We start from the raw sequence: 21,678 nt of genomic DNA on the forward strand, positions 1-21,678 counted from the left end.
GCACTGCCCCTTGTGGGAGCGGCCTTGTGTCGCGAAAGGGCTGCGAAGCAGCCCCGGCAATTCATGCAGTGATGCAAATATCCTGGGGCCGCTGTGCGGCCCTTTCGCGACACAAGGCCGCTCCCACAACGATCGCATCAGTCCTTCCAGAAGGGCTTACGCCCTTCGGCCCGGGCCTGCTCCCAGCTCAGCCCGATATCGCGCAACTCGTCATCAGTCAACTGCAGCAGCGCCCTGCGGGTGTGCCAGCGATGCAGCATCAGCCCCCAACGCCCCAACCCTTCCGGCGCGTTGAACACCTTGGCTTGCTGCTCGGCTTCCAGTTCCTTGGCCAACAGTTGCAAGCGCACATCGCTCATGCCACCCATCACCGCATCCTCTCGTTCAGTTGATACTGTGGAGAAAGCATGCGCGTCGACAGCACCGGCAATACAGATCCAATACAGCCTTATTATTCCCATACAGAATTGGCCGCAGGCCGACTGAATGCTGTATTTTCAGTGCAACTGTACCGGTCGCCACACTATTGCAGCGCAGGAGTATGCCGTGACCCTTTACCTGAACCTCGCCGAACTGCTCGGTGCCCGTATCGAACAGGGCCTCTACCGCCCCGGCCAGCGCCTGCCGTCAGTGCGCGCCCTGAGTGTGGAGCACGGGGTCAGCCTGAGCACCGTGCAGCAGGCCTACCGCATGCTGGAAGACAGCGGCATGGTCTCGCCCCGGCCCAAGTCCGGCTACTTCGTCAACGACCACCGCCACCTGCCGGCCCTGCCCGCCGTCAGCCGCCCGGCCCAGCGCCCGGTGGACATCTCGCAATGGGAGCAGGTGCTGGAGCTGGTGCGCAGTACCCCACGCCAGGGCGTGATTCAACTCGGTCGCGGCATGCCTGACATCGACAGCCCCACACTCAAGCCACTGCTGCGCAGCCTTGCCCAACTGAGCCGGCGGCAGGACATGCCCGGGCTGTACTACGACAACATCCACGGCAACATGGCCCTGCGCGAACAGGTGGCCCGGCTGATGCTCGACTCCGGCTGCCGCCTTGGCCCGGCTGACCTGGTGATTACCACTGGCTGCCATGAGGCGCTGTCCTGCAGCATTCGAGCGGTATGCGAGCCGGGCGATATCGTCGCGGTCGACTCCCCCAGCTTCCACGGCGCCATGCAAACCCTCAAGGGCCTGGGCATGAAAGCCCTGGAAATCCCCACAGACCCGGTTACCGGCATCAGCCTGGAGGCACTGGAGCTGGCATTGGAGCAGTGGCCGATCAAGCTCATCCAGATCACCCCCAGCTGCAACAACCCTCTCGGCTACATCATGCCCGAGGCTCGCAAGAAGGCACTGCTGAGCCTGGCCCAGCGCTACGATGTGGCCATCCTGGAAGATGATGTATACGGCGACCTGGCCTACACCTACCCGCGCCCACGCACCGTCAAGTCGTTTGACGACGACGGCCGCGTGTTGCTCTGCAGCTCTTTCTCAAAGACCCTCGCCCCCGGCCTGCGGGTTGGTTGGGTAGCGCCCGGTCGTTACCTGGAGCGGGTGCTTCACATGAAATACATCAGCACCGGAAGCACGGCCAGCCAGCCGCAGTTGGCCATTGCCGACTTCATCGCCGGCGGGCACTACCAGCCCCACGTACGGCGCATGCGCAGCCAGTACCAGCGTGGCCGCGACCTGATGAGCGACTGGGTGACCCGCTACTTCCCGGCGGGCACCCGGGTCAGTCGACCGCAAGGTGGCTTCATGCTGTGGGTGGAATTACCCGAACATTTCGATACGCTGCGCCTGAACCGGGCTTTACTGGAGCAGGACGTGCAGGTTGCCGTGGGCAGTATTTTCTCGGCCTCGGGCAAGTTCCGCCACTGCCTGCGCATGAACTTCGCCGCACGGCCCACGCCGCAGATCGAAGCTGCCGTGCGCAGGGTTGGTGAAACCGCCCTTCGTCTACTGGAAGAAGAAAGCGCCGGCGCGTAACTTTGCGCCGCCCGCCACGGTCCAACCATTTAAGCCTTTGCTGCACAGGACGATCCACCCTTGAGACTCCAGCGAGCCCTGCCTCTGCTGCTGGTGCTACTGCTTGGTCTTGCCGGCTGTGCCAGCGTCGGCACGCCCCGCGAAACCAGCCAGGCGTTACCCGCCAACGACTCGGCCTTCGGCCGCTCGGTACTGCGCCAGGCCGCGCCGTACGACGGCCGCTCGGGCTTTCGCCTGCTGCCCAACAGCAACGAGGCGTTCCGCGCCCGTGCCGAACTGATCCGCAACGCCCAGGCGAGCATCGACCTGCAGTACTACATCGTCCACGATGGCCTCAGCACCCGCGCCCTGGTGCATGAACTGCTGCGCGCCGCCGACCGTGGCGTACGTGTGCGCATCCTGCTCGACGACACCACCAGCGATGGCCTGGACGTCATCATGGGCACCCTCGATGCCCACCCGAACATCCAGATACGGGTGTTCAACCCGCTACACCTGGGCCGCAGCACCGGCGTGACGCGCGCGGTGGGCCGCCTGTTCAACCTGTCGCGCCAGCATCGGCGCATGCACAACAAACTGTTCCTGGTGGACAACAGCATGGCCATCGTCGGCGGGCGCAACCTGGGCGATGAGTATTTCGATGCCGAACCCAACCTCAACTTCACCGACATCGACTTGCTGGGTGTCGGCCCGGTGGCCGAACAGCTCGGCCACAGTTTCGACCAATACTGGAACAGCGCCCTGAGCCGGCCGATTACCGACTTTCTCTGGCGCGACCCGGATGCCAGCGACCTCCGCGCCAGCCGCCACCGCCTGGAAATTTCACTGGCCGAAGCCAGGACCCAACGCAAAGCCCTGTATGACCGCTTGATGGCCTACCAGTCGCAGCCGCGCCTGGATGTGTGGCGCAACGAACTGATATGGGCCCATGCCCAGGCGCTGTGGGATGCGCCGAGCAAGGTGCTGGCCGATGACGAACCGGACCCGCAACTACTGCTGACCCAGCAACTGGCTCCTGACTTGAGCAAGGTGCAACGCGAGCTGATCCTGGTATCGGCGTACTTCGTGCCCGGCGAGTCCGGCCTGCTGTACCTCACCCACAGCGCCGACGCGGGTATCTCGGTCAAGCTGCTGACCAACTCGCTGGAGGCCACCGACGTGCCGGCAGTGCATGGCGGCTATGCACCATACCGGCGGGCACTGCTGGAGCATGGCGTACAACTGTATGAGCTGCGCCGCCAACCCGGTGACCCCAGCGCCCGACACAGCTTGAGCTTCCATGGCAGTTCGGACTCGAGCCTGCACAGCAAGGCGATCGTGTTCGACCGGCGCAAGACCTTCATCGGTTCGTTCAATTTCGACCCGCGTTCAGTGTTGTGGAATACCGAGGTCGGGGTACTGGTGGACAGCCCGGAGCTGGCCGAGTACACCCGCGCGCTGGCGGTACAGGGCATGGCCCCGGCCTTGAGCTACCAGCCGACGCTGGTGGGTAACCAGATGGTGTGGGTGACCGAGGAAAATGGCAGGCGACGCATGCTCACGTCCGAACCGGGCGGGATGTGGCGGCGGTTCAATGCCTGGATCAGCAAGGCGGTTGGCCTGGAGAAGATGTTGTAGCGGCGATTTTGGGGCTGCTTTGCAGCCCCAAAATCCATCAGGCAGAAGCCGGCTCAAACGCCCCGCGCCGCCGGGTCAACACCACCAACCCCGCAGCCCCCGCAGCCATCAGCAACGGCAACGCATGCCCGCTGATCCACTGGCTGCCGGCCCCGGCCAGCAGCGGCCCGAGCAGGCAGCCAATACCCCACAGCTGCGCCACATGGGCGTTGGCCCGCACCAGCGCATCATCCCGGTAGCGCTCACCAATGAGCACCAGCGACAAGGTGAACAAGCCCCCTGCACTGGCCCCGAACAGCACCCACAGCGGCCAGATCGCCGGTGAATGCAGCAGCAACGGAATCGCCAGGCTGGACACCAGCAGGGTCACCGCACAACCGGTGAACAGGGCGCGCCGCGACATATGGTCGGCCAGCGCACCGATGGGCAGTTGCAGCACTGCATCGCCCACCACCACGGTACTGACCATGAACAGGGCGATTTCGGTGCTGAAGCCCTGTTGCAGGCAATACACCGGCAGCAAGGTCAGGATCATTGCCTCGAACGAGGCAAACAGGGCAATGGCCCAGGCGATCACCGGCAAGCGCCGGCAGAAGGCGAACAGGTCGCCGAAGGTGACGCTGCAGGCCTCTGTGCTGGGTGCCCCGCCACGGCCCAGGAGAATCAGCGGCGCCACCAGCAGCAGGCCGGTAGCGGCCCAGAAGCCGAAGTCGTCATCCGAGCCGAGAAAGCCCAGCAGCAGCGGCCCGGCGAGCTGGCTGAGGGCATAGCTGCTGCCGTACAACGCCACCAGGCGGCCACGCCATTGCTCGACTACCAGCTGATTGATCCAGCTTTCGCCGAGTATGAACACCACGGTCAGCGACATACCGATCAGCAACCGCAGCAGTAGCCACAACGGGTAGCTGGGCAACAGTGCGACCAGGCCGATCGACAGCGCCCCGCCCCACAGGCACAGGCGCATGGCCGAGGGCACACCGACCCAGCCGGCCAGGCGACTGGCCAGACTGGCACCTACCAGCACGCCCAGCGCCGGCATCGCGGCCATCACACCGATGGCGAAGCTGCCGTAGCCCCAGGCCTCCAGGCGCAGGGATACCAGCGGCATGCTCACGCCGAGTGCCAGCCCGACGCTTAGCACCGATGCCAGTACGGCGAAGTAGGTACCCCAACGCATTGCAGCCTCCCAGGCCAAGAATTTTCCATGGCCCATTCGCGGGTAAACCCGCTCCCACAGGTACACCACCGCCCTTGAGAGCGGTGCAGTACCTGTGGGAGCGGGTTTACCCGCGAATGGGCAGCTAGGCGGCCCCCTGGATTACAGCTTGATCCAGGTCGCCTTCAGCTCGGTGTACTTCTCCAGTGCATGCAGCGACTTGTCACGGCCGTTGCCCGACTGCTTGAAGCCACCGAACGGCGCGGTCATGTCGCCACCGTCGTACTGGTTGACCCAGACGCTGCCAGCACGCACGGCGCGGGCGGTCTTGTGGGCCTTGGAGATGTCCGAAGTCCAGATGCCAGCGGCCAGGCCATACGGCGTGTCGTTGGCAATGGCGACGGCTTCTTCGGCGGTATCGAAGGCGATCACCGACAGCACCGGGCCGAAGATTTCTTCCTGGGCGATCTTCATGGCGTTGGTCACGCCGTCGAAGATGGTCGGCTCGACATAAGTGCCACCGGTTTCTTCCAGGGTGCGCTTGCCGCCGGCCAGCAGCTTGGCGCCGTCCTTGTGGCCAGCCTCGATGTACGACAGCACGGTGTTCATCTGCTGGGTGTCGACCAGGGCACCGACAGTGGTCTGTGGGTCCAGCGGGTTGCCTGGCTTCCAGCCTTTCAAGGCCTCGACCACCATCGGCAGGAACTTGTCCTTGATCGAACGCTCGACCAGCAGGCGCGAGCCGGCGGTGCACACTTCGCCTTGGTTGAAGGCGATGGCGCTGGCGGCAGCTTCGGCGGCAGCTTGCAGGTCCGGAGCGTCAGCGAAGACGATGTTCGGGCTCTTGCCGCCGGCTTCCAGCCAGATGCGCTTCATGTTCGATTCGCCCGCGTAAACCATCAGCTGCTTGGCGATCTTGGTCGAACCGGTGAATACCAGGGTGTCGACGTCCATGTGCAGGGCCAGGGCCTTGCCCACGGTGTGGCCGTAGCCTGGCAGCACGTTCAGCACGCCAGCCGGGATACCAGCTTCGATGGCCAGCTGGGCGATGCGAATGGCCGTCAGCGGCGACTTTTCGGACGGCTTGAGCACTACCGAGTTACCGGTGGCCAAGGCCGGGCCGAGCTTCCAGCAGGCCATCAGCAGCGGGAAGTTCCACGGTACGATGGCACCGACCACACCCACCGCTTCGCGGGTGACGAGGCCGAGCTGGTCATGCGGGGTCGGGGCGACTTCGTCGTAGACCTTGTCGATGGCTTCGGCAGTCCAGTGGATGGCATTGGCCGCGCCAGGTACGTCGATACTGGAGGAGTCGCCGATCGGCTTGCCCATGTCCAGGGTTTCCAGCAGCGCCAGCTCTTCGACGTTCTTGCGCAGCAGGTCGGCGAAGCGGATCAGCTTGGCCTTGCGCTTGGCCGGGGCCAGCTGCGACCACACGCCGGAGTTGAAGGTGGCACGGGCGTTTTCCACAGCGCGGTTGGCATCAGCCAGGTCGCAGCTGGCAACCTTGGCCAGGAAGCGTCCGTCGACCGGGCTCAGGCACTCGAAGGTTTCACCAGATGCGGCATCGGTGTATTCGCCGTTGATGAAGGCACGGCCTTCGATCTTCAGTTGCTGGGCACGTTGTTCCCAGTCCGCACGAGTCAGGGTGGTCATACGAAACTCCTCCTCTTGTTTAGGTGCAACGCCGCACTGAGGACTCACAGGCGTTGTCAGAATTCTGCCCCAGCGTCGAGGGCATTTTGGCTACCGACACCCTAAACCAGCCGGTGTAAACTATCAATATATTTGACACGAAAGGCTCAAAAGCCTACTCATCTGCATTTTATTAAACAACAACAGGAGCCGAACCATGAGTATCGACAGCATAATCGACTTCGCGCAGGTCATTACCGAGGCCGAACGCTACCGCCCGGCGGCGGAAAAAATCCTCAAGGGCGAGCCAGACCAGGCGGTCTACAATCATTATTCCAGCCCGTGCGGGCAGTTTGCCGCGGGCGTGTGGGAAGGCGAGGTCGGGCAGTGGACGGTGAACTACACGGAGCATGAGTACTGCGAGATCGTCCAGGGCGTTTCGGTGCTGCGTGACCAGGACGGCGGAGCCAAGACCCTGCGTGCCGGTGACCGGTTTGTCATCCCGGCCGGCTTCAAGGGCACCTGGGAGGTGCTGGAGCCTTGCCGCAAGATCTATGTGATGTTCGAGCAGAAATGATCTGAGGCTGTGCCGGCCTCTTCGCGGGCTTGCCCGCTCCCACAGGGAACTCACTGCTCTCAGGGGCCGTGATGTACCTGTGGGAGCGGGCAAGCCCGCGAAGAGGCCCGAACAGGCATAAAAAAACCCGCATCCTTTCGGAGGCGGGTTTTTTCAGGTCGCCGATCAATTACTTGATCTTGGCTTCCTTGTACACCACGTGCTTGCGAACAACCGGATCGTATTTCTTGATCTCGATTTTGTCCGGAGTGGTGCGCTTGTTCTTGTCGGTGGTGTAGAAGTGGCCAGTGCCAGCACTCGAAACCAGACGGATCAATTCACGCATGACGTTCTCCTTAGAACTTTTCGCCGCGAGCGCGCAGCTCGGCCAGCACTACGTCGATACCACGCTTGTCAATAACGCGCATGCCTTTGGCAGATACGCGCAGACGCACGAAACGCTTCTCGGATTCAACCCAGAAACGGTGGTGCTGCAGGTTCGGCAGGAAACGACGACGGGTTTTGTTGTTTGCGTGGGAAATGTTGTTCCCGGTTACTGGACCCTTACCAGTAACTTGACAGACTCTCGACATGACTCAGCCCTCTAAAACCACATGCCCAACCCGGCATGGGTTGGCCGCTTAATCTCTCAGTCTTTGGCGCCTGGGCGCCGTGATTCTGGAGGTCTTATCGGCCGCATTCGCTGATGCGACAGGCCGAGCCCCTAGAAAAGAGCGCTGCTTTATACCAGAAAGACTCGGCCGCAACAACATTAGATGAATATTGACACGAGCCCCGACGCGCCGGGCCAGCATAGCGGCAGGCCCCGCCAGCCGTCGACCGCTCGTCGCCAATTTTGTAAAAAAGGGTGTGGTCATTTCCCGACGGGCACACTAGGGTAGGCCTTTTCCAGACTGCACTGGCAGATGGGCCACTGACAGCCAAGGAGCCACTATGCGTGCCGCCGCCCTTTCCTTATTGTTCAACTCCTTGTTCGCCGCAGGCGCCCTGATCGCCGCCAGCGTTGCCCAGGCCGCCCCGCTGAGCGTCTGCAGCGAGGCCAGCCCCGAAGGCTTCGACGTGGTGCAGTACAACTCACTGACCACCACCAACGCCACAGCCGATGTGCTGATGAACCGCCTGGTGGAGTTCGACGCGGCGCAAGGCAAGGTGGTGCCGAGCCTGGCGGCCAGCTGGACGGTATCGGCCGACGGCCTGATCTACGACTTCACCCTGCGCGATGATGTGAACTTCCACACCACCGCCTACTTCAAGCCAAGCCGCCCACTGAACGCCGACGATGTGCTGTTCAGCTTCCAGCGCATGCTCTACCCCGCCCATGCCTGGCACAAGACCGCGCCGGGCGGCTACCCGCATGCCCAGTCGCTGCAACTAGGCAGCCTGATCAAGGCGATCGAGGCACCCGCGCCAAACACCGTGCGCTTCACCCTCAACCACCCGGACGCCACGTTCCTGGCCACGTTGAGCATGGGCTTCGCATCGATCTACTCCGCAGAGTACGCGGACAAACTTCTCAAGGCCGGCACGCCGGAGAAGCTCAACAGCCAGCCGATCGGCACCGGGCCGTTCATCTTCCAGCGCTTCCAGAAGGACGCCGTAGTACGCTATCGCGCCAACCCTGACTACTTCGCCGGCAAGCCGGCGGTCGACCCGCTGATCTTCGCCATCACCACCGATGCCAACGTGCGCCTGCAGAAGCTCAAGCGCGGCGAGTGCCAGGTCGCGTTGTCGCCCAAGCCGCTGGACATTGCCGAAGCTGGCAAGGACGGCAACCTCAAGGTGGCCACCACCCCGGCGTTCATGACCGCCTTCGTCGCCATCAACAGCCAGCACCCGCCGCTGGACAAGCCGGAGGTGCGCCAGGCCATCAACCTGGCCTTCGACAAGCAGGCCTACCTCAAGGCCGTGTTCGAAGACTCCGGGGTGGCCGCCAACGGCCCCTACCCGCCCAATACCTGGAGCTACGCCAAGGACCTGCCCGGCTACCCGCTGGACCTGAAGAAAGCCAAGGCCCTGCTGACAAAGGCCGGCCTGGCCGAGGGCTTCAGCACCACGATCTGGACCCGCCCGTCGGGCAGCCTGCTCAATCCCAACCCCAGCCTCGGTGCGCAGATGCTGCAGGCCGACCTGGCCAAGATCGGCATCAAGGCCGAGATCCGCGTGATCGAGTGGGGCGAGCTGATCCGTCGCGCCAAGGCGGGCGAGCATGACCTGCTGTTCATGGGCTGGGCGGGCGACAACGGCGACCCGGACAACTTCCTCAGCCCGCAGTTTTCCTGCGCCGCGGTGAAGTCGGGGACCAACTTCGCACGCTTCTGCGACAGCCGCCTGGACCAGTTGATCAGCGCCGGGCGCACCACCAACGACCAGAGTGTGCGCAGCCGGCTTTACCAGCAGGCGCAAACCTTGATTCAGCAACAGGCGCTGTGGGTGCCGCTGGCGCACCCGACGGCGGCGGCCCTGCTGCGCCAAGGGGTCGAGGGGTATCAGGTGAGCCCGTTCGGGCGGTTGGATTTCAGCAAGGTGTCTGTGAACAAGTAAGCCTGCACCGGCCTCTTCGCGGGTAAACCCGCTCCCACAGGGACCGCGCCAACTTTCAACATGGCGCTATCCCTGTGGGAGCGGGTTTACCCGCGAAAGGGCCGGTACTGGCAGCACAAAGCTCCAGTTTTCCATCAGGCCACAATCCACCCATGCTCGACCATCGACAGCGGCTCCCCGTCACCGATGATGATGTGATCCAGCACCCGCACATCGATCAACGCCAGCCCCCGCTTCAACGACAGGGTCAAATGCACATCGTCCTGGCTGGGCTCACTGTTGCCCGAGGGGTGGTTGTGGCACAGGATCAAGGCCGCTGCGTTATGCAGCAATGCCCGCCGCACCACTTCCCGCGGGTAGACGCTGGCCCGATCTATCGTGCCTCGGAAGAGGATTTCAAACGCCAACGGCCTGTGCTTGGTATCGAGAAAGAGGCACCCGAACACCTCGCTGACTTCATGTCGCAGCATCGCTTTCAAATAGCGCCTCACCGTTGCCGGGCTGTCCATCGCGGATTCACGCTCAATCGAAGTTGCAAGGTGCCTGCGCCCGATCTCCAGCAGCGCCTGCAGCTGGCTGTACCTCACCGGGCCCAACCCAAGCTCGCCGACGAAGGCCTCTCGGTCGGCCTCCAGCAACTGGCGCAACCCCCCGAACTTCACGAGCAGACCTCGCGCCAGCTCCACGACATTGCGCCCTCGCACACCTGAACCGAGAAATACAGCCAGCAATTCCGCGTCCGTCAGGCTTCCGGCCCCGCGCTGCAGCAACTTCTCCCTCGGCCGCTCTGCAGCCGGCCACTCCCTGATATTCATCCCGCTCCTCTGCCCTTGCTGCGGCCCATTTCGGCCCTGTGTTAATCTATTTCGCCTCGTACATGCGACGTTCCGCCGCAGGCATTTTCAAACGTCGTCGCCCGCTCTCACTGGAAAAAGGCAAGCCTATGCAGCGGCTGTATCGCAAGCGCATCGTTCTCGGCGTGGGTGGCGGCATTGCCGCCTACAAAAGCGCCGAACTGATTCGCCGACTCCTGGAGCACGGCGCGCAGGTGCGCGTCGTCATGACCCGTGGTGGTGCAGAGTTCATCACCCCGCTAACCCTGCAAGCGCTGTCAGGCCACCCGGTGCACATGGACCTGCTCGACCCTGCCGCCGAAGCGGCCATGGGCCACATCGAACTGGCCAAGTGGGCTGACCTGGTGCTGATCGCCCCGGCCACCGCCGACCTCATGGCGCGCATGGCCCAAGGCATGGCCGACGACCTGCTGACCACCTTGGTACTGGCTACCGATGCCACTGTCGCCGTGGCCCCGGCCATGAACCAGGCCATGTGGCGCGACCCGGCCACCCAGGCCAACCTCGAACTGCTCAAGAGCCGGGGCATCCAGGTGTTCGGCCCAGCGTCCGGCAGCCAGGCCTGTGGCGACGTCGGCCTGGGCCGCATGCTCGAAGCCACCGACCTGGCCTGGTGTGCCGCGGAAAGCTTCAAGCGCCAGGCCCTGACCGGCAAGCACGTGCTGATCACTGCCGGCCCGACCCAGGAAAACATCGACCCGGTGCGCTACATCACCAATCATAGCTCCGGCAAGATGGGCTTCGCCTTGGCTGAAGCGGCCGCCGAAGCCGGGGCTCGGGTCACCCTCGTCACTGGCCCGGTGCACCTGCCGACCCCCGACCGGGTCAGCCGTATCGACGTGGTCAGCGCGCGGGACATGCTCGCGGCCTGTGAAGCGGCCATGCCGTGCGACCTGTTCATCGCCTCTGCGGCGGTTGCGGACTACCGCCCGGAAGTCGTTGCCACGCAAAAACTGAAGAAAGATCCTACGACCGGCGACGGCATGCTGCTGCAGATGGTGCGCAATCCCGATATCCTTGCCACCATCGCTGGCCGCGCCGACCGCCCGTTCAGCGTCGGTTTCGCCGCCGAGACCGAGCACTTGCTCGATTACGCCACGCGCAAGCTCAAGGACAAGAACCTCGACCTGATCGTCGCCAATGATGTGGCCAACCCCAGCATCGGCTTCAACAGCGAGGAAAACGCCTTGACCGTGATCGACCGCCAGCAGCACCAGACCCTCTTCGCGCAGACCAGCAAGGGCAAGATTGCCCGGCAACTGGTCGCCTTCATCGCCGAACGACTCAATCAGGTTCAATAAGTTACATGCACGCTCTTCAAGCCAAGATCCTCGACCCACGCCTGGGCACCGAATTCCCCCTGCCGCAGTATGCCACCCCCGGCTCCGCCGGCCTGGACCTGCGCGCCCTGCTCAAGGAAGACACCATCCTCGAGCCAGGCCAGACCCTGCTGATCCCCACCGGCCTGTCGATCTACATCGGCGACCCTGGCCTGGCGGCGGTGATCTTGCCGCGCTCGGGCCTGGGCCATAAGCACGGCATCGTGCTGGGCAACCTGGTCGGGCTGATCGACTCGGACTACCAGGGCGAGTTGCTGGTGTCGTGCTGGAACCGCGGCGACACACCGTTCACCATCGCCGTTGGCGAGCGCATTGCCCAGCTGGTGCTGGTACCGGTGGTACAGGCCCATTTCGACATCGTCGAAGCGTTCGATGAAAGCCAGCGCGGCGCTGGCGGCTTCGGCCATTCCGGCAGCCACTGAGCCGAGAAATGACCGTTCAGGCCAAGGATGGCGAACTCTCTGGCGAAACCACCGTCCAAGCGTTCAGTTTGCGCCTGCCCAGAAAGCCTTTGACTAATGGAGCTTCCAGAGATGAACGACATGGCCCACCTGGTCCCCGCCGCACTGCCAGACAGCATTTTCCGCGCGTATGACATTCGCGGCGTGGTCGGCAAAACCCTTCACGCCGAAACCGCCTACTGGATCGGCCGCGCCATCGGCGCGCAGAGCCTGGCCCAGGGCGAACCGCAGGTTTCGGTCGGCCGCGATGGCCGCCTGTCCGGCCCGATGCTGGTCGAACAGCTGATCAAGGGCTTGGTCGATGCCGGCTGCCAGGTCAGCGACGTCGGTCTGGTGCCCACCCCCGCCCTGTATTACGCAGCCAACGTGCTGGCCGGCAAGTCCGGCGTGATGCTGACCGGTAGCCACAACCCGTCTGACTACAACGGCTTCAAGATCGTCATCGCTGGCGATACCCTGGCCAACGAACAGATCCAGGCCCTGCTGACCCGATTGAAAACCAACGACCTGACCCTCGCCGAAGGCCGCGTGGAAAAGGTCGAGATCCTTGACCGCTACTTCCAGCAGATCGTCGAGGACGTGAAGCTGGCCAAGAAGCTCAAGGTGGTCGTGGACTGCGGCAACGGTGCCGCCGGCGTGGTCGCGCCGCAACTGATCGAAGCCCTGGGCTGCGAAGTGATCCCGCTGTTCTGCGAAGTCGACGGCAACTTCCCCAACCACCACCCGGACCCGGGCAAGCCGGAAAACCTCGAAGACCTGATCGCCAAGGTCAAGGAAACCGGTGCCGACATCGGCCTGGCCTTCGACGGTGACGGCGACCGCGTCGGCGTGGTGACCAACACCGGCAGCATCGTCTACCCCGATCGCCTGCTGATGCTGTTTGCCCAGGACGTACTGTCGCGCAACCCGGGTGCCGAGATCATTTTCGACGTGAAATGCACCCGTCGCCTGACCCCGCTGATCGAGCAGCACGGCGGCCGCGCACTGATGTGGAAGACCGGCCACTCGCTGATCAAGAAGAAAATGAAGCAGACCGGCTCGCTGCTGGCCGGCGAGATGAGCGGTCACATCTTCATCAAGGAACGCTGGTACGGTTTCGACGACGGCATCTACAGCGCCGCGCGCCTGCTGGAGATCCTCAGCAAGGCCGGGAAGAGTGCCGAAAACCTGTTCGCCGCGTTCCCGAACGATATTTCCACGCCGGAAATCAATATTGATGTGACCGACGAGGGTAAATTCAGCATCATTGATGCACTGCAACGCGACGCCGACTGGGGCGAAGCCAACCTGACCACCATCGACGGTGTGCGGGTGGACTACGCCCACGGCTGGGGCCTGGTTCGCGCCTCCAACACCACCCCGGTGCTGGTGCTGCGCTTCGAGGCTGACAGCAACGCCGAATTGCAACGTATCAAGGATGTTTTCCGTACCCAGTTGCTGCGGGTTGAGCCTGAGCTGCAACTGCCGTTCTGACCGACTATCTGTTCCTTACAGGAGCCCTGCATGACCCTCGATCGCGATGCCGCTTCCCATGTAGCCGAGGTTTTGTCCGAAGCACTGCCTTACATCCGCCGCTTTGTCGGCAAGACCCTGGTGATCAAGTACGGCGGCAACGCGATGGAGAGCGAGGAGCTCAAGACCGGCTTCGCCCGTGACATCGTGCTGATGAAGGCTGTGGGCATCAACCCGGTGGTGGTCCACGGTGGTGGCCCGCAGATCGGCGACCTGCTCAAGCGCCTGTCGATCGAAAGCCACTTCATCGACGGCATGCGCGTCACCGACTCGGCGACCATGGACGTGGTGGAGATGGTGCTGGGTGGCCAGGTCAACAAGGACATCGTCAACCTGATCAACCGCCACGGCGGCAGCGCCATCGGCCTGACCGGCAAGGACGCGGAGCTGATCCGCGCCCGCAAGCTGACCGTCAGCCGCCAGACGCCCGAGATGACCACCCCGGAAATCATCGACATCGGCCACGTGGGCGAAGTGGTGAGTGTGAACACCGACCTGCTGAACATGCTGGTGAAGGGCGACTTCATCCCGGTGATCGCGCCGATCGGCGTGGGTGCCAACGGTGAGTCGTACAACATCAACGCCGACCTGGTGGCGGGCAAGGTAGCCGAGGCGCTGAAGGCCGAGAAGCTGATGCTGCTGACCAACATCGCCGGCCTGATGGACAAGCAGGGCGAGGTACTGACCGGCCTGACCACCGAGCAGGTCAATGAACTGATCGCCGACGGCACCATCTACGGCGGCATGCTGCCGAAGATCAAGTGCGCGCTGGATGCCGTGCAGGGCGGTGTGAATAGCTCCCACATCATCGACGGCCGCGTGCCGAATGCGGTGCTGCTGGAGATCTTCACCGACAGCGGCGTGGGTACCCTGATTACCAACCGCAAGCAGCGCTGATCGTTAACCTGTCCCGGCCTATTCGCGGGTAAACCCGCTCCCACAGGTACAGCACCGCCTTTGAGGGCTGTGGAGATCCTGTGGGAGCGGGTTTACCCGCGAAGAGGCCGGAACAGGCGACACAAAAAAAGGCGACCTTCACAAGAAGGTCGCCTTTTTCATTTCCAGGCCCGAATCAGATACCGTACTGCGCCCGGTAAGCCTCGACCGCCGGCAGATGCTGCTTCAGCTGTGGGTCATCGGCCAGGAACTCCAGCACCTGGGTCAGCGAAACGATGCTGACCACAGGGATACCGAAGTCACGCTCCACTTCCTGGATCGCCGACAGCTCGCCATTGCCACGCTCTTCGCGGTTCAGCGCGATCAGCACGCCAGCGGCCTTGGCCTGCTGGGCATTGATGATTTGCATGACCTCACGAATGGCGGTACCGGCGGTGATCACGTCGTCGATGATCAGTACGTCACCGGCCAGCGGTGCACCGACCAGGCTGCCACCTTCACCGTGGTCCTTGGCTTCCTTGCGGTTGAAGCACCATGGCACATCGAGCTGATGCTGATCGGCAAGGGCCACGGCAGTTGTCGCTGCAAGCGGGATACCCTTGTAGGCCGGGCCGAACAGCACATCGAACGGGATCTTGCTGTCGACGATGGCTGCGGCATAGCAACGGCCCAGTTCGGCCAGGGCGGAACCGGTGTTGAACAGGCCGGCATTGAAGAAATACGGGCTGGTACGCCCCGATTTCAGGGTGAATTCACCGAAACGCAGTACCCCGCGATCGATGGCAAAACGGATGAAGTCGCGCTGATACGGCTGCATGGATAGTCCCGGACACCACGGATTTAGCTAAATGGGTTGAGCTCGGGTATCATACACGCACGAGATTTTTGGGGCCATTTATGCGGATCATCAGTGTGAACGTAAATGGCATTCAGGCTGCGGCCGAGCGTGGTTTGCTCAGCTGGCTGCAAGCCCAGAATGCCGACGTCATCTGCCTTCAGGATACCCGCGCCTCGGCCTTTGAACTCGATGACCCAGCTTTCCAGCTCGATGGCTATTTCCTTTATGCCTGCGACGCGGAGGTGCCTGCCCAAGGTGGTGTGGCCCTGTATTCGCGCATGCAGCCCAAGGCAGTCATCACCGGCCTGGGCTTCGAGACAGCCGACCGCTACGGGCGTTACCTGCAAGCAGATTTCGACAAAGTCAGTATTGCCAGCCTGCTGCTGCCTTCGGGTATGAACGGCGACGAAGACTTGAACCAGAAGTTCAAGTTGATGGACGACTTCGCCAAGTACCTGGACAAACAGCGTCGCAAGCGTCGCGAATACATCTACTGCGGCTCGTTCTACGTGGCGCAGCAGAAGCTCGATATCAAGAACTGGCGTGACAGCCAGCAGTCGCCGGGTTTCCTGGCGCCGGAGCGTGCCTGGATGGATGCGATCACCGGCGAGATGGGTTACGTCGACGCCCTGCGCGAAGTCAGCCGTGAAGGCGACCAGTACAGCTGGTGGCCGGACAACGAGCAGGCCGAGATGCTCAACCTGGGCTACCGGTTCGACTACCAGATCCTCACCCCGGGCCTGCGCCGCTTCGTGCGCAATGCCCGCCTGCCGCGTCAGCCGCGCTTCTCCCAGCATGCGCCGCTGATCGTCGACTATGACTGGACGTTGACCATCTGAATGCGATTGGGGCTGCTTTGCAGCCCTTCGCGGGCACGCCCGCTCCCACAGGTTAATCACTGCCTTGAGGTTTGTGTTGTACTTGTGGGAGCGGGCGCGCCCGCGAAGGGCCGCAGAGCGGCCCTAACTGCTATTTGATCGGCCGCCAGATCATCGGGTAGCGATACGGCTTGCCCTCATTCGCCCGCACAGCCGCAATGATGATCAGGATCATCACCGCGACCATTAGCATGGCGAACAGCACCAGCCCGATGAACACGAACATCAGCAGGAAGCAGATGAACCCGGCAATGGTTACGCTGATCTGAAAATTCAGCGCCTCTTTGCCTTGGGCGTCGATGAAAGGGTCTTGCTCGCGCTTGAGGTGCCAAAGCACCAGCGGGCCCAGCAAGTGCCCGAGCGGCACCACCAGGCCCAGCAGCGCGGAAAGGTGGCAGAACATCGCCCACTGCCGGATTTCGGCATTGGGCGGGGTGATCGACAGGTTCGATTCGCTCATGCCCCGCACCTCCCTGGCTGGGTTCAGTCGGCCAGTGCCGCCTGCTGCAGTTCGAAGATCTCGCTCATGCCCTTCTGCGCCAGGGCGAGCATGGCGTTGAAGTCTTCAGGCTGGAACGGCGCACCTTCAGCAGTACCCTGCACTTCGATGAAACCACCGGCGCTGGTCATGACCACGTTCAGGTCGGTTTCGGCGGCGGAGTCTTCCAGGTAGTCCAGGTCGAGCACCGCTTCGCCCTGATACATGCCCACCGACACTGCGGCGATCATGTGCTTGAGCGGGTTGCCGGCTTTCAGGCCACCGCGCTTCTTGATCACCGCCAGGGCATCGCACAGAGCGACCATGGCACCGGTGATGGACGCGGTACGGGTGCCACCATCGGCCTGGATCACGTCGCAGTCGACGTACAGGGTGATATCACCGAGCTTGCTCATGTCCAGCGCGGCGCGCAGCGAACGGCCGATAAGACGCTGGATTTCCAGGGTGCGCCCACCCTGCTTGCCACGGCTGGCTTCACGCTGGTTACGCTCGCCGGTGGAACGCGGCAGCATGCCGTACTCGGCAGTCAGCCAGCCTTGGCCCTGGCCTTTGAGGAAGCGCGGCACACCGTTTTCCACGCTGACCGTGCAGATGACCTTGGTGTCACCGAACTCGACCAGTACCGACCCTTCGGCGTGCTTGGTGTAGTTGCGGGTGATGCGGATCGAGCGGAGCTGATCGGCGGCGCGACCACTTGGACGTTTCATCTGGGATACCTGTACTGGGACTTTGAATCTGCCGAGCATTATAGAGCCCACGGCCCGGGGAAGACATGCCTATTGTCGCGCCCGACACAGCCCGTCGCCTTTTCCTGCCGGCCAGGCCACCCGTCGGTAACATGGGTGGATTGGGCGCCAAGGCCCCACTGCGCTACAATCCTGCGCCTTGCAGCCGAGAGGCTCCCACCGTTCATTCATATACGCGAGGTACTCCCCATGGTGCACAGCATGACCGCTTTTGCTCGTGTCGAGCGCGCCGGCAGCCAAGGCACCCTGGTCTGGGAGCTGCGTTCGGTCAACCACCGTTACCTGGAGCCGCACCTGCGCCTGCCCGAGGCCCTGCGCGACCTCGAAGGCGCCGTGCGTGAAGGGCTGCGCCAAGGCCTGTCGCGGGGCAAGGTAGAATGCACCTTGCGCCTCAACGAAGACAGCAACGGCAAACTGCTGAAGGTGGACCGCGAGCGCGCCGCGCAGCTGGTTGCCGCCGCCGAGGAAGTGGCCGGCCTGATCAAGCAGCCGGCACCACTGAACCCGCTGGAGGTGCTGTCCTGGCCAGGCGTGTTGGTGGCCGACGCCAACGATCCGCAGGCATTGAATACCGAAGCCATGGCGTTGTTCGATGAGGCGCTGGCCGAGCTCAAGGCCGGGCGTCAGCGTGAAGGCCTGGAACTGGCCCGGCTGATCAACGAACGCCTGGACAACATGGCCAGCGAAGTCACCACCCTGCGCGCCCTGGTGCCGCAGATGCTGGCAGCACAGCGGCAGAAGATCCTCGACCGCTTCGGCGATATGCAGGCCGAACTCGACCCGCAACGTCTGGAGCAGGAGATGGTGCTACTGGCCCAGAAGAGCGACGTGGCCGAGGAGCTCGACCGCCTCAGCACCCACGTCACCGAAGTGCGCCGCGTGCTCAAGGGTGGCGGTGCTGCCGGGCGGCGCCTCGACTTCCTGATGCAGGAACTCAACCGCGAGGCCAACACCCTCGGCTCCAAAGCCTTTGACCCACGCAGCACGCAAGCGGCGGTCAACCTGAAGGTATTGATCGAACAGATGCGTGAACAAGTACAGAACATCGAGTAAGGCCACCCCGACCATGAAGCACAGCAGCGGCACTCTCTACATCGTTTCGGCCCCTTCGGGCGCCGGCAAGACCAGCCTGGTCACTGCCCTGACCCAGGACGACTCGCAAATCCGCGTCTCGGTCTCGCACACCACCCGCGCCATGCGCCCGGGTGAGCAGCACGGGGTGAACTACCACTTCGTCGTCCACGAGGAATTCAAGGCTCTGATCGACCAAGGCGACTTCCTGGAGCATGCCGAGGTGTTCGGCAACTTCTACGGCACCTCGCGCAGCGCCATGCAGCAGACCCTGAACCAGGGTTACGACCTGATCCTGGAAATCGACTGGCAAGGCGCCCAGCAGGTACGCAAGCTGATGCCGCAGGCTTTGTCGGTGTTCATCCTGCCACCAAGCCAGCAGGCACTGCGCGAGCGCCTGGACGGCCGCGGGCAGGACAGCGAAGAAATCATCGCCGGGCGCATGAAGGAAGCGGTCAGCGAGATGGTGCACTACGACGAGTATGACTACGTGATCATCAACGATGACTTCGACGAGGCGCTGGAGGACTTGAAGGCAGTGTTCCGCTCGAACCGCCTGCTGCTGAAGAAGCAGCAACAGCGCAACAGCGGGCTTCTGAAAGAACTGCTCTCCTGAAAGACCCATGGGGCTGCTTTGCAGCCCCAATCATTTATTCCTGCAATGGCAAGGTAGCCTGCTGACGCAGGGTAGCCCCCAGGAAGTACGCCGGCGCGCGCAGCCGCGACAGCATCATCAGCACGATCCCCAGCACCGAGATGATCGCGGCGATCACGAACACCAGCCCCAGCCCGCCCACATGCGAGCCGCTGCCGAAGTCCGGCGAGGCGCTGTCGATGGCGGTACGCACGAAGATAACCGACAAGATCACCCCACCCACCAGCGGGCACAAGCCGCGCATCAGGAAGTGGCGCAGGCTGTCGAACAGGCTGTGGCGGAAGTACCAGACACAGGCGAAGGCCGTCAGCGAATAGTAGAAGCAGATCATCATGCCCAGTGCAGTGATGGTATCCGCCAACACGTTCTCGCTCAGGGTGCGCATGGTCACGTAGAACAGGCCCGCGGCCACGCCGGCGCAGATGGTGGCGTAACGCGGGGTCTGCGAACGTGGGCAGACGCTGGCGAACTTCTGCGGCACCGCGCCGTAGTAACCCATGGCCAACAGTGTGCGCGCCGGCGACACGAAGGTCGACTGCAGCGACGCCGCGGTACTGGCCAGCACGGCGATGGACATCAGGATCGCCAGCGGCCCCATGACCGGGCCGGCCAGGTGAGCGAAGACGTTTTCCTGGATGCGCGGGTTGTTCAGGCCCAGGCCCTGTTCGCTGATACCAGCAAACTGCAGGGTGGCAATGGCGGTGAACAGGTACAGGCCGAGGATCAGCAGCACGGTCCAGGTGGCCGCCTTGCCCGGCACCTCGTCACTGCCGACCGATTCCTCGCTGACAGTCAGGCACACGTCCCAGCCCCAGAAGATGAAGATCGACAGAGACAGCCCGGCGGCAAAGGCCGAGAAAGATTCGACGCCGAACGGGTTGAACCAGGCGAAATCGAATTCCAGCGGTGGCGGCGCTGTGGTTTCGCCGAAAGCGGCAAAGGCAAAGCCGATCAGCACCAGCAACTGCAGGGCCACCAAGCCATATTGCACCGTCATGGTGGTGGTCATGCCACGGCAGCAGATCCACACCGCCAGGGCGATGAACACGCAACAGGTGGTTATGTTGATGAGCAGGTTGTCGGCCAATGCCGCCAGTTCATGCTTGCCGGTAATCTGACCAAGGAACAGATAGAAGAAGTCGACCGCCACCCCTGCCAGGTTCGACAACACGATGGTGGTGGCGACCACCAGGCCCCAGCCACCGATCCAGCCGATCATCGGACCGAAGGCACGCGCCGACCAGGTAAACGAAGTACCACTGTCCGGCTCCGCCGAGTTCAGTTCGCGGTAGCCCAAGGCTACCAACAGCATCGGCAGGAAGCCGACGATGAATACCGCTGGCAGGTGCGCGCCCACTTCACGCACGGTCGGCCCAAGGGCGCCGGTCAGTGTGTAGACCGGGGCGATGGTGGAAATGCCTAGCACCACGCTGGCCAGCAAGCCCAGCCGGCCGGTGGCCAGGCCCTTGCTGCGCTGGGTGTTGCCCGCGTCGGCCGCCACGTCGGGTGGGCGGCCGGCTTCTGTGTAATTGCTCATGAGTATTTGCCGTAAATTTTGGAATTGTTTTCACAGGCCTTGCGTACAAGGCCCGCTTTCACTCATTGAAAGCTTGCTGCCGGGAACAAGTCATCCGAGACCTTCGGGTGACGTCAGAGTGCCTCCTGCCGTGCGCCCTCCCGTCTTGCATAAGCAAAACAGGCCTCGCGAAACGCCTGGAACAGGCGCAACGAGACCGGGTTTTCGGTAAATCGCCACTCCGGGTGCCACTGCACGCCGAGCACAAAGCCCGGCGCGGCAGGCATGGACACCGCTTCGATCAGGCCATCCGGGGCCCGTGCCTCGACGCGCAGGCCTGGGGCCAGACGGTCGATGCCCTGGCTGTGCAGCGAGTTGACCTCGAACTGCGCCGCCAGGCCCAGGCGCTCGAACAACCCGCCAGGCTCGATGCCGACAAGGTGACGAGGGCCGTATTGCACCTCCAGAGGTGCGTCCTCTGGTTCACGGTGGTCCAGGTAGCCGGGCAGTTCCTGCACGCGCTGGTGCAGGCTGCCGCCCAGGGCCACGTTCAATTCCTGGTAGCCACGGCAAATACAGAACACCGGCACACCGGCGGCAATGGCCGCCTGCAACAGTGGCAGGGTCAGGCGATCGCGTGCCAGATCGTGCCGGGTACCCGCCGCGCTGGGGGCGCCATTGTAATGATGCGGTTCGATATTTGAAGGTGAGCCGGTAAAAACAATGCCGTGCAGACGGGCCAGCAGCGCCTGCGTGTCGCTGCCCCCGTCACGGGCCGGCAAGATCAATGGCAAGCCGGCAAAGCCGGCCGCCTCGACATACTTGTCGCCTACCGTATGCGACGAGTTCTTCCCCACCTGCTGGCGGCAGGCGCTGACACCGATCAAGGGGACCGCATTTGCGCTCAT

At 63.2% G+C, this 21,678-nt stretch carries 21 protein-coding genes and 1 pseudogene; 11 read left to right on the forward strand and 11 right to left on the reverse strand.

Annotation, left to right across the window (positions count from 1 at the left end):
• Window positions 1-137: 137 nt before the first annotated feature.
• Window positions 138-368 (reverse strand): DUF1127 domain-containing protein, encoded by a 231-nt coding sequence (locus NY023_RS26800; RefSeq protein ID WP_013974782.1) that lies wholly within the window; start codon window positions 366-368, stop codon window positions 138-140.
• Window positions 369-546: 178 nt separating this feature from the next.
• Here NY023_RS26800 and NY023_RS26805 point away from each other — a divergent pair, with 178 nt between their 5' ends.
• A complete protein-coding gene (locus tag NY023_RS26805) occupies window positions 547-1,977 on the forward strand; it encodes a PLP-dependent aminotransferase family protein (protein ID WP_024087913.1) in 1,431 nt (476 codons plus the stop codon).
• A 60-nt stretch (window positions 1,978-2,037) separates the two neighbouring features.
• Window positions 2,038-3,594 (forward strand): phospholipase D family protein, encoded by a 1,557-nt coding sequence (locus NY023_RS26810; RefSeq protein WP_041506317.1) that lies wholly within the window; start codon window positions 2,038-2,040, stop codon window positions 3,592-3,594.
• Window positions 3,595-3,631: 37 nt separating this feature from the next.
• Here the strand turns inward: NY023_RS26810 and NY023_RS26815 are convergent, their stop codons facing one another.
• Both NY023_RS26815 and NY023_RS26820 read right to left on the reverse strand, forming a co-directional pair.
• Complete coding sequence (locus NY023_RS26815) at window positions 3,632-4,771, reverse strand: MFS transporter (RefSeq protein WP_023662014.1); 1,140 nt, start codon at window positions 4,769-4,771, stop codon at window positions 3,632-3,634.
• A gap of 141 nt (window positions 4,772-4,912) precedes the next feature.
• Window positions 4,913-6,406, reverse strand: a complete 1,494-nt coding sequence (locus tag NY023_RS26820) for an aldehyde dehydrogenase (protein ID WP_013974786.1) — start codon at window positions 6,404-6,406, stop codon at window positions 4,913-4,915.
• 196 nt (window positions 6,407-6,602) lie between these two features.
• Here NY023_RS26820 and NY023_RS26825 point away from each other — a divergent pair, with 196 nt between their 5' ends.
• Window positions 6,603-6,962: a cupin domain-containing protein gene (locus NY023_RS26825; protein ID WP_003258971.1), complete on the forward strand. Its 360-nt coding sequence runs from the start codon at window positions 6,603-6,605 to the stop codon at window positions 6,960-6,962.
• 169 nt (window positions 6,963-7,131) lie between these two features.
• Here NY023_RS26825 and rpmG read toward each other — a convergent pair whose 3' ends face one another.
• On the reverse strand, window positions 7,132-7,287 hold the full coding sequence (gene rpmG, locus NY023_RS26830; protein WP_003253507.1) for a 50S ribosomal protein L33: 156 nt from the start codon (window positions 7,285-7,287) through the stop codon (window positions 7,132-7,134).
• Between the two features lie 10 nt (window positions 7,288-7,297).
• Window positions 7,298-7,534, reverse strand: a complete 237-nt coding sequence (gene rpmB / locus NY023_RS26835; RefSeq protein ID WP_003258972.1) for a 50S ribosomal protein L28 — start codon at window positions 7,532-7,534, stop codon at window positions 7,298-7,300.
• A 361-nt stretch (window positions 7,535-7,895) separates the two neighbouring features.
• Between rpmB and NY023_RS26840 the strand changes: the two genes are divergently transcribed.
• Window positions 7,896-9,503: an ABC transporter substrate-binding protein gene (locus tag NY023_RS26840; RefSeq protein ID WP_013974787.1), complete on the forward strand. Its 1,608-nt coding sequence runs from the start codon at window positions 7,896-7,898 to the stop codon at window positions 9,501-9,503.
• Between the two features lie 134 nt (window positions 9,504-9,637).
• Here NY023_RS26840 and radC read toward each other — a convergent pair whose 3' ends face one another.
• Window positions 9,638-10,318, reverse strand: a complete 681-nt coding sequence (gene radC / locus NY023_RS26845) for a RadC family protein (RefSeq protein WP_023661279.1) — start codon at window positions 10,316-10,318, stop codon at window positions 9,638-9,640.
• 128 nt (window positions 10,319-10,446) lie between these two features.
• On the opposite strand from radC, the gene coaBC reads away from it, so the two are divergent.
• The 4 genes and pseudogenes from coaBC to argB all read left to right on the forward strand — a co-directional run bounded on the left by coaBC (window position 10,447) and on the right by argB (window position 14,567).
• Complete coding sequence (gene coaBC / locus NY023_RS26850) at window positions 10,447-11,658, forward strand: bifunctional phosphopantothenoylcysteine decarboxylase/phosphopantothenate--cysteine ligase CoaBC (RefSeq protein WP_003253409.1); 1,212 nt, start codon at window positions 10,447-10,449, stop codon at window positions 11,656-11,658.
• Between the two features lie 5 nt (window positions 11,659-11,663).
• Entirely contained in the window at window positions 11,664-12,119 is a 456-nt protein-coding gene (gene dut / locus NY023_RS26855) for a dUTP diphosphatase (RefSeq protein WP_013974790.1), read from the forward strand.
• A gap of 144 nt (window positions 12,120-12,263) precedes the next feature.
• A pseudogene (locus NY023_RS26860) lies at window positions 12,264-13,631 on the forward strand (phosphomannomutase/phosphoglucomutase); the annotation flags it as partial.
• Between the two features lie 30 nt (window positions 13,632-13,661).
• Complete coding sequence (gene argB / locus NY023_RS26865; protein WP_003258198.1) at window positions 13,662-14,567, forward strand: acetylglutamate kinase; 906 nt, start codon at window positions 13,662-13,664, stop codon at window positions 14,565-14,567.
• 175 nt (window positions 14,568-14,742) lie between these two features.
• Here the strand turns inward: argB and pyrE are convergent, their stop codons facing one another.
• Window positions 14,743-15,384 (reverse strand): orotate phosphoribosyltransferase, encoded by a 642-nt coding sequence (pyrE, locus tag NY023_RS26870; RefSeq protein ID WP_003253405.1) that lies wholly within the window; start codon window positions 15,382-15,384, stop codon window positions 14,743-14,745.
• Between the two features lie 80 nt (window positions 15,385-15,464).
• Here pyrE and NY023_RS26875 point away from each other — a divergent pair, with 80 nt between their 5' ends.
• On the forward strand, window positions 15,465-16,244 hold the full coding sequence (locus NY023_RS26875; RefSeq protein ID WP_003253401.1) for an exodeoxyribonuclease III: 780 nt from the start codon (window positions 15,465-15,467) through the stop codon (window positions 16,242-16,244).
• Window positions 16,245-16,374: 130 nt separating this feature from the next.
• Here NY023_RS26875 and NY023_RS26880 read toward each other — a convergent pair whose 3' ends face one another.
• Window positions 16,375-16,743: a DUF4870 domain-containing protein gene (locus NY023_RS26880; RefSeq protein ID WP_003258195.1), complete on the reverse strand. Its 369-nt coding sequence runs from the start codon at window positions 16,741-16,743 to the stop codon at window positions 16,375-16,377.
• A 23-nt stretch (window positions 16,744-16,766) separates the two neighbouring features.
• A complete protein-coding gene (rph, locus tag NY023_RS26885) occupies window positions 16,767-17,489 on the reverse strand; it encodes a ribonuclease PH (protein ID WP_013974792.1) in 723 nt (240 codons plus the stop codon).
• Window positions 17,490-17,717: 228 nt separating this feature from the next.
• On the opposite strand from rph, the gene NY023_RS26890 reads away from it, so the two are divergent.
• Together NY023_RS26890 and gmk are read left to right on the forward strand one after the other, a co-directional pair.
• The gene (locus NY023_RS26890) at window positions 17,718-18,581 is read left to right on the forward strand and encodes a YicC/YloC family endoribonuclease (RefSeq protein WP_013974793.1); all 864 of its coding nucleotides are present in this window, start codon (window positions 17,718-17,720) and stop codon (window positions 18,579-18,581) included.
• 13 nt (window positions 18,582-18,594) lie between these two features.
• On the forward strand, window positions 18,595-19,215 hold the full coding sequence (gmk, locus tag NY023_RS26895) for a guanylate kinase (protein ID WP_013974794.1): 621 nt from the start codon (window positions 18,595-18,597) through the stop codon (window positions 19,213-19,215).
• A 34-nt stretch (window positions 19,216-19,249) separates the two neighbouring features.
• On the opposite strand, the gene NY023_RS26900 is transcribed toward gmk, so the two are convergent.
• Complete coding sequence (locus NY023_RS26900) at window positions 19,250-20,791, reverse strand: APC family permease (protein WP_013974795.1); 1,542 nt, start codon at window positions 20,789-20,791, stop codon at window positions 19,250-19,252.
• Window positions 20,792-20,904: 113 nt separating this feature from the next.
• Window positions 20,905-21,678, reverse strand: a complete 774-nt coding sequence (locus NY023_RS26905) for a gamma-glutamyl-gamma-aminobutyrate hydrolase family protein (protein ID WP_023661934.1) — start codon at window positions 21,676-21,678, stop codon at window positions 20,905-20,907.

It is taken from the genome of Pseudomonas sp. NBB (assembly GCF_032701105.1).
Taxonomy (GTDB): Bacteria; Pseudomonadota; Gammaproteobacteria; order Pseudomonadales; family Pseudomonadaceae; genus Aquipseudomonas; species Aquipseudomonas asiatica.

Coding starts and splice junctions, on each gene's coding strand:
- NY023_RS26800 (WP_013974782.1), bottom strand. CDS start 368: ATGGGTGGCATGAGCGATGTGCGCTTGCAACTGTTGGCCAAGGAACTG.
- NY023_RS26815 (WP_023662014.1), bottom strand. CDS start 4,771: ATGCGTTGGGGTACCTACTTCGCCGTACTGGCATCGGTGCTAAGCGTC.
- NY023_RS26820 (WP_013974786.1), bottom strand. CDS start 6,406: ATGACCACCCTGACTCGTGCGGACTGGGAACAACGTGCCCAGCAACTG.
- NY023_RS26825 (WP_003258971.1), top strand. CDS start 6,603: ATGAGTATCGACAGCATAATCGACTTCGCGCAGGTCATTACCGAGGCC.
- rpmG (WP_003253507.1), bottom strand. CDS start 7,287: ATGCGTGAATTGATCCGTCTGGTTTCGAGTGCTGGCACTGGCCACTTC.
- rpmB (WP_003258972.1), bottom strand. CDS start 7,534: ATGTCGAGAGTCTGTCAAGTTACTGGTAAGGGTCCAGTAACCGGGAAC.
- NY023_RS26840 (WP_013974787.1), top strand. CDS start 7,896: ATGCGTGCCGCCGCCCTTTCCTTATTGTTCAACTCCTTGTTCGCCGCA.
- radC (WP_023661279.1), bottom strand. CDS start 10,318: ATGAATATCAGGGAGTGGCCGGCTGCAGAGCGGCCGAGGGAGAAGTTG.
- coaBC (WP_003253409.1), top strand. CDS start 10,447: ATGCAGCGGCTGTATCGCAAGCGCATCGTTCTCGGCGTGGGTGGCGGC.
- dut (WP_013974790.1), top strand. CDS start 11,664: ATGCACGCTCTTCAAGCCAAGATCCTCGACCCACGCCTGGGCACCGAA.
- argB (WP_003258198.1), top strand. CDS start 13,662: ATGACCCTCGATCGCGATGCCGCTTCCCATGTAGCCGAGGTTTTGTCC.
- pyrE (WP_003253405.1), bottom strand. CDS start 15,384: ATGCAGCCGTATCAGCGCGACTTCATCCGTTTTGCCATCGATCGCGGG.
- NY023_RS26875 (WP_003253401.1), top strand. CDS start 15,465: ATGCGGATCATCAGTGTGAACGTAAATGGCATTCAGGCTGCGGCCGAG.
- NY023_RS26880 (WP_003258195.1), bottom strand. CDS start 16,743: ATGAGCGAATCGAACCTGTCGATCACCCCGCCCAATGCCGAAATCCGG.
- rph (WP_013974792.1), bottom strand. CDS start 17,489: ATGAAACGTCCAAGTGGTCGCGCCGCCGATCAGCTCCGCTCGATCCGC.
- NY023_RS26890 (WP_013974793.1), top strand. CDS start 17,718: ATGGTGCACAGCATGACCGCTTTTGCTCGTGTCGAGCGCGCCGGCAGC.
- gmk (WP_013974794.1), top strand. CDS start 18,595: ATGAAGCACAGCAGCGGCACTCTCTACATCGTTTCGGCCCCTTCGGGC.
- NY023_RS26900 (WP_013974795.1), bottom strand. CDS start 20,791: ATGAGCAATTACACAGAAGCCGGCCGCCCACCCGACGTGGCGGCCGAC.
- NY023_RS26905 (WP_023661934.1), bottom strand. CDS start 21,678: ATGAGCGCAAATGCGGTCCCCTTGATCGGTGTCAGCGCCTGCCGCCAG.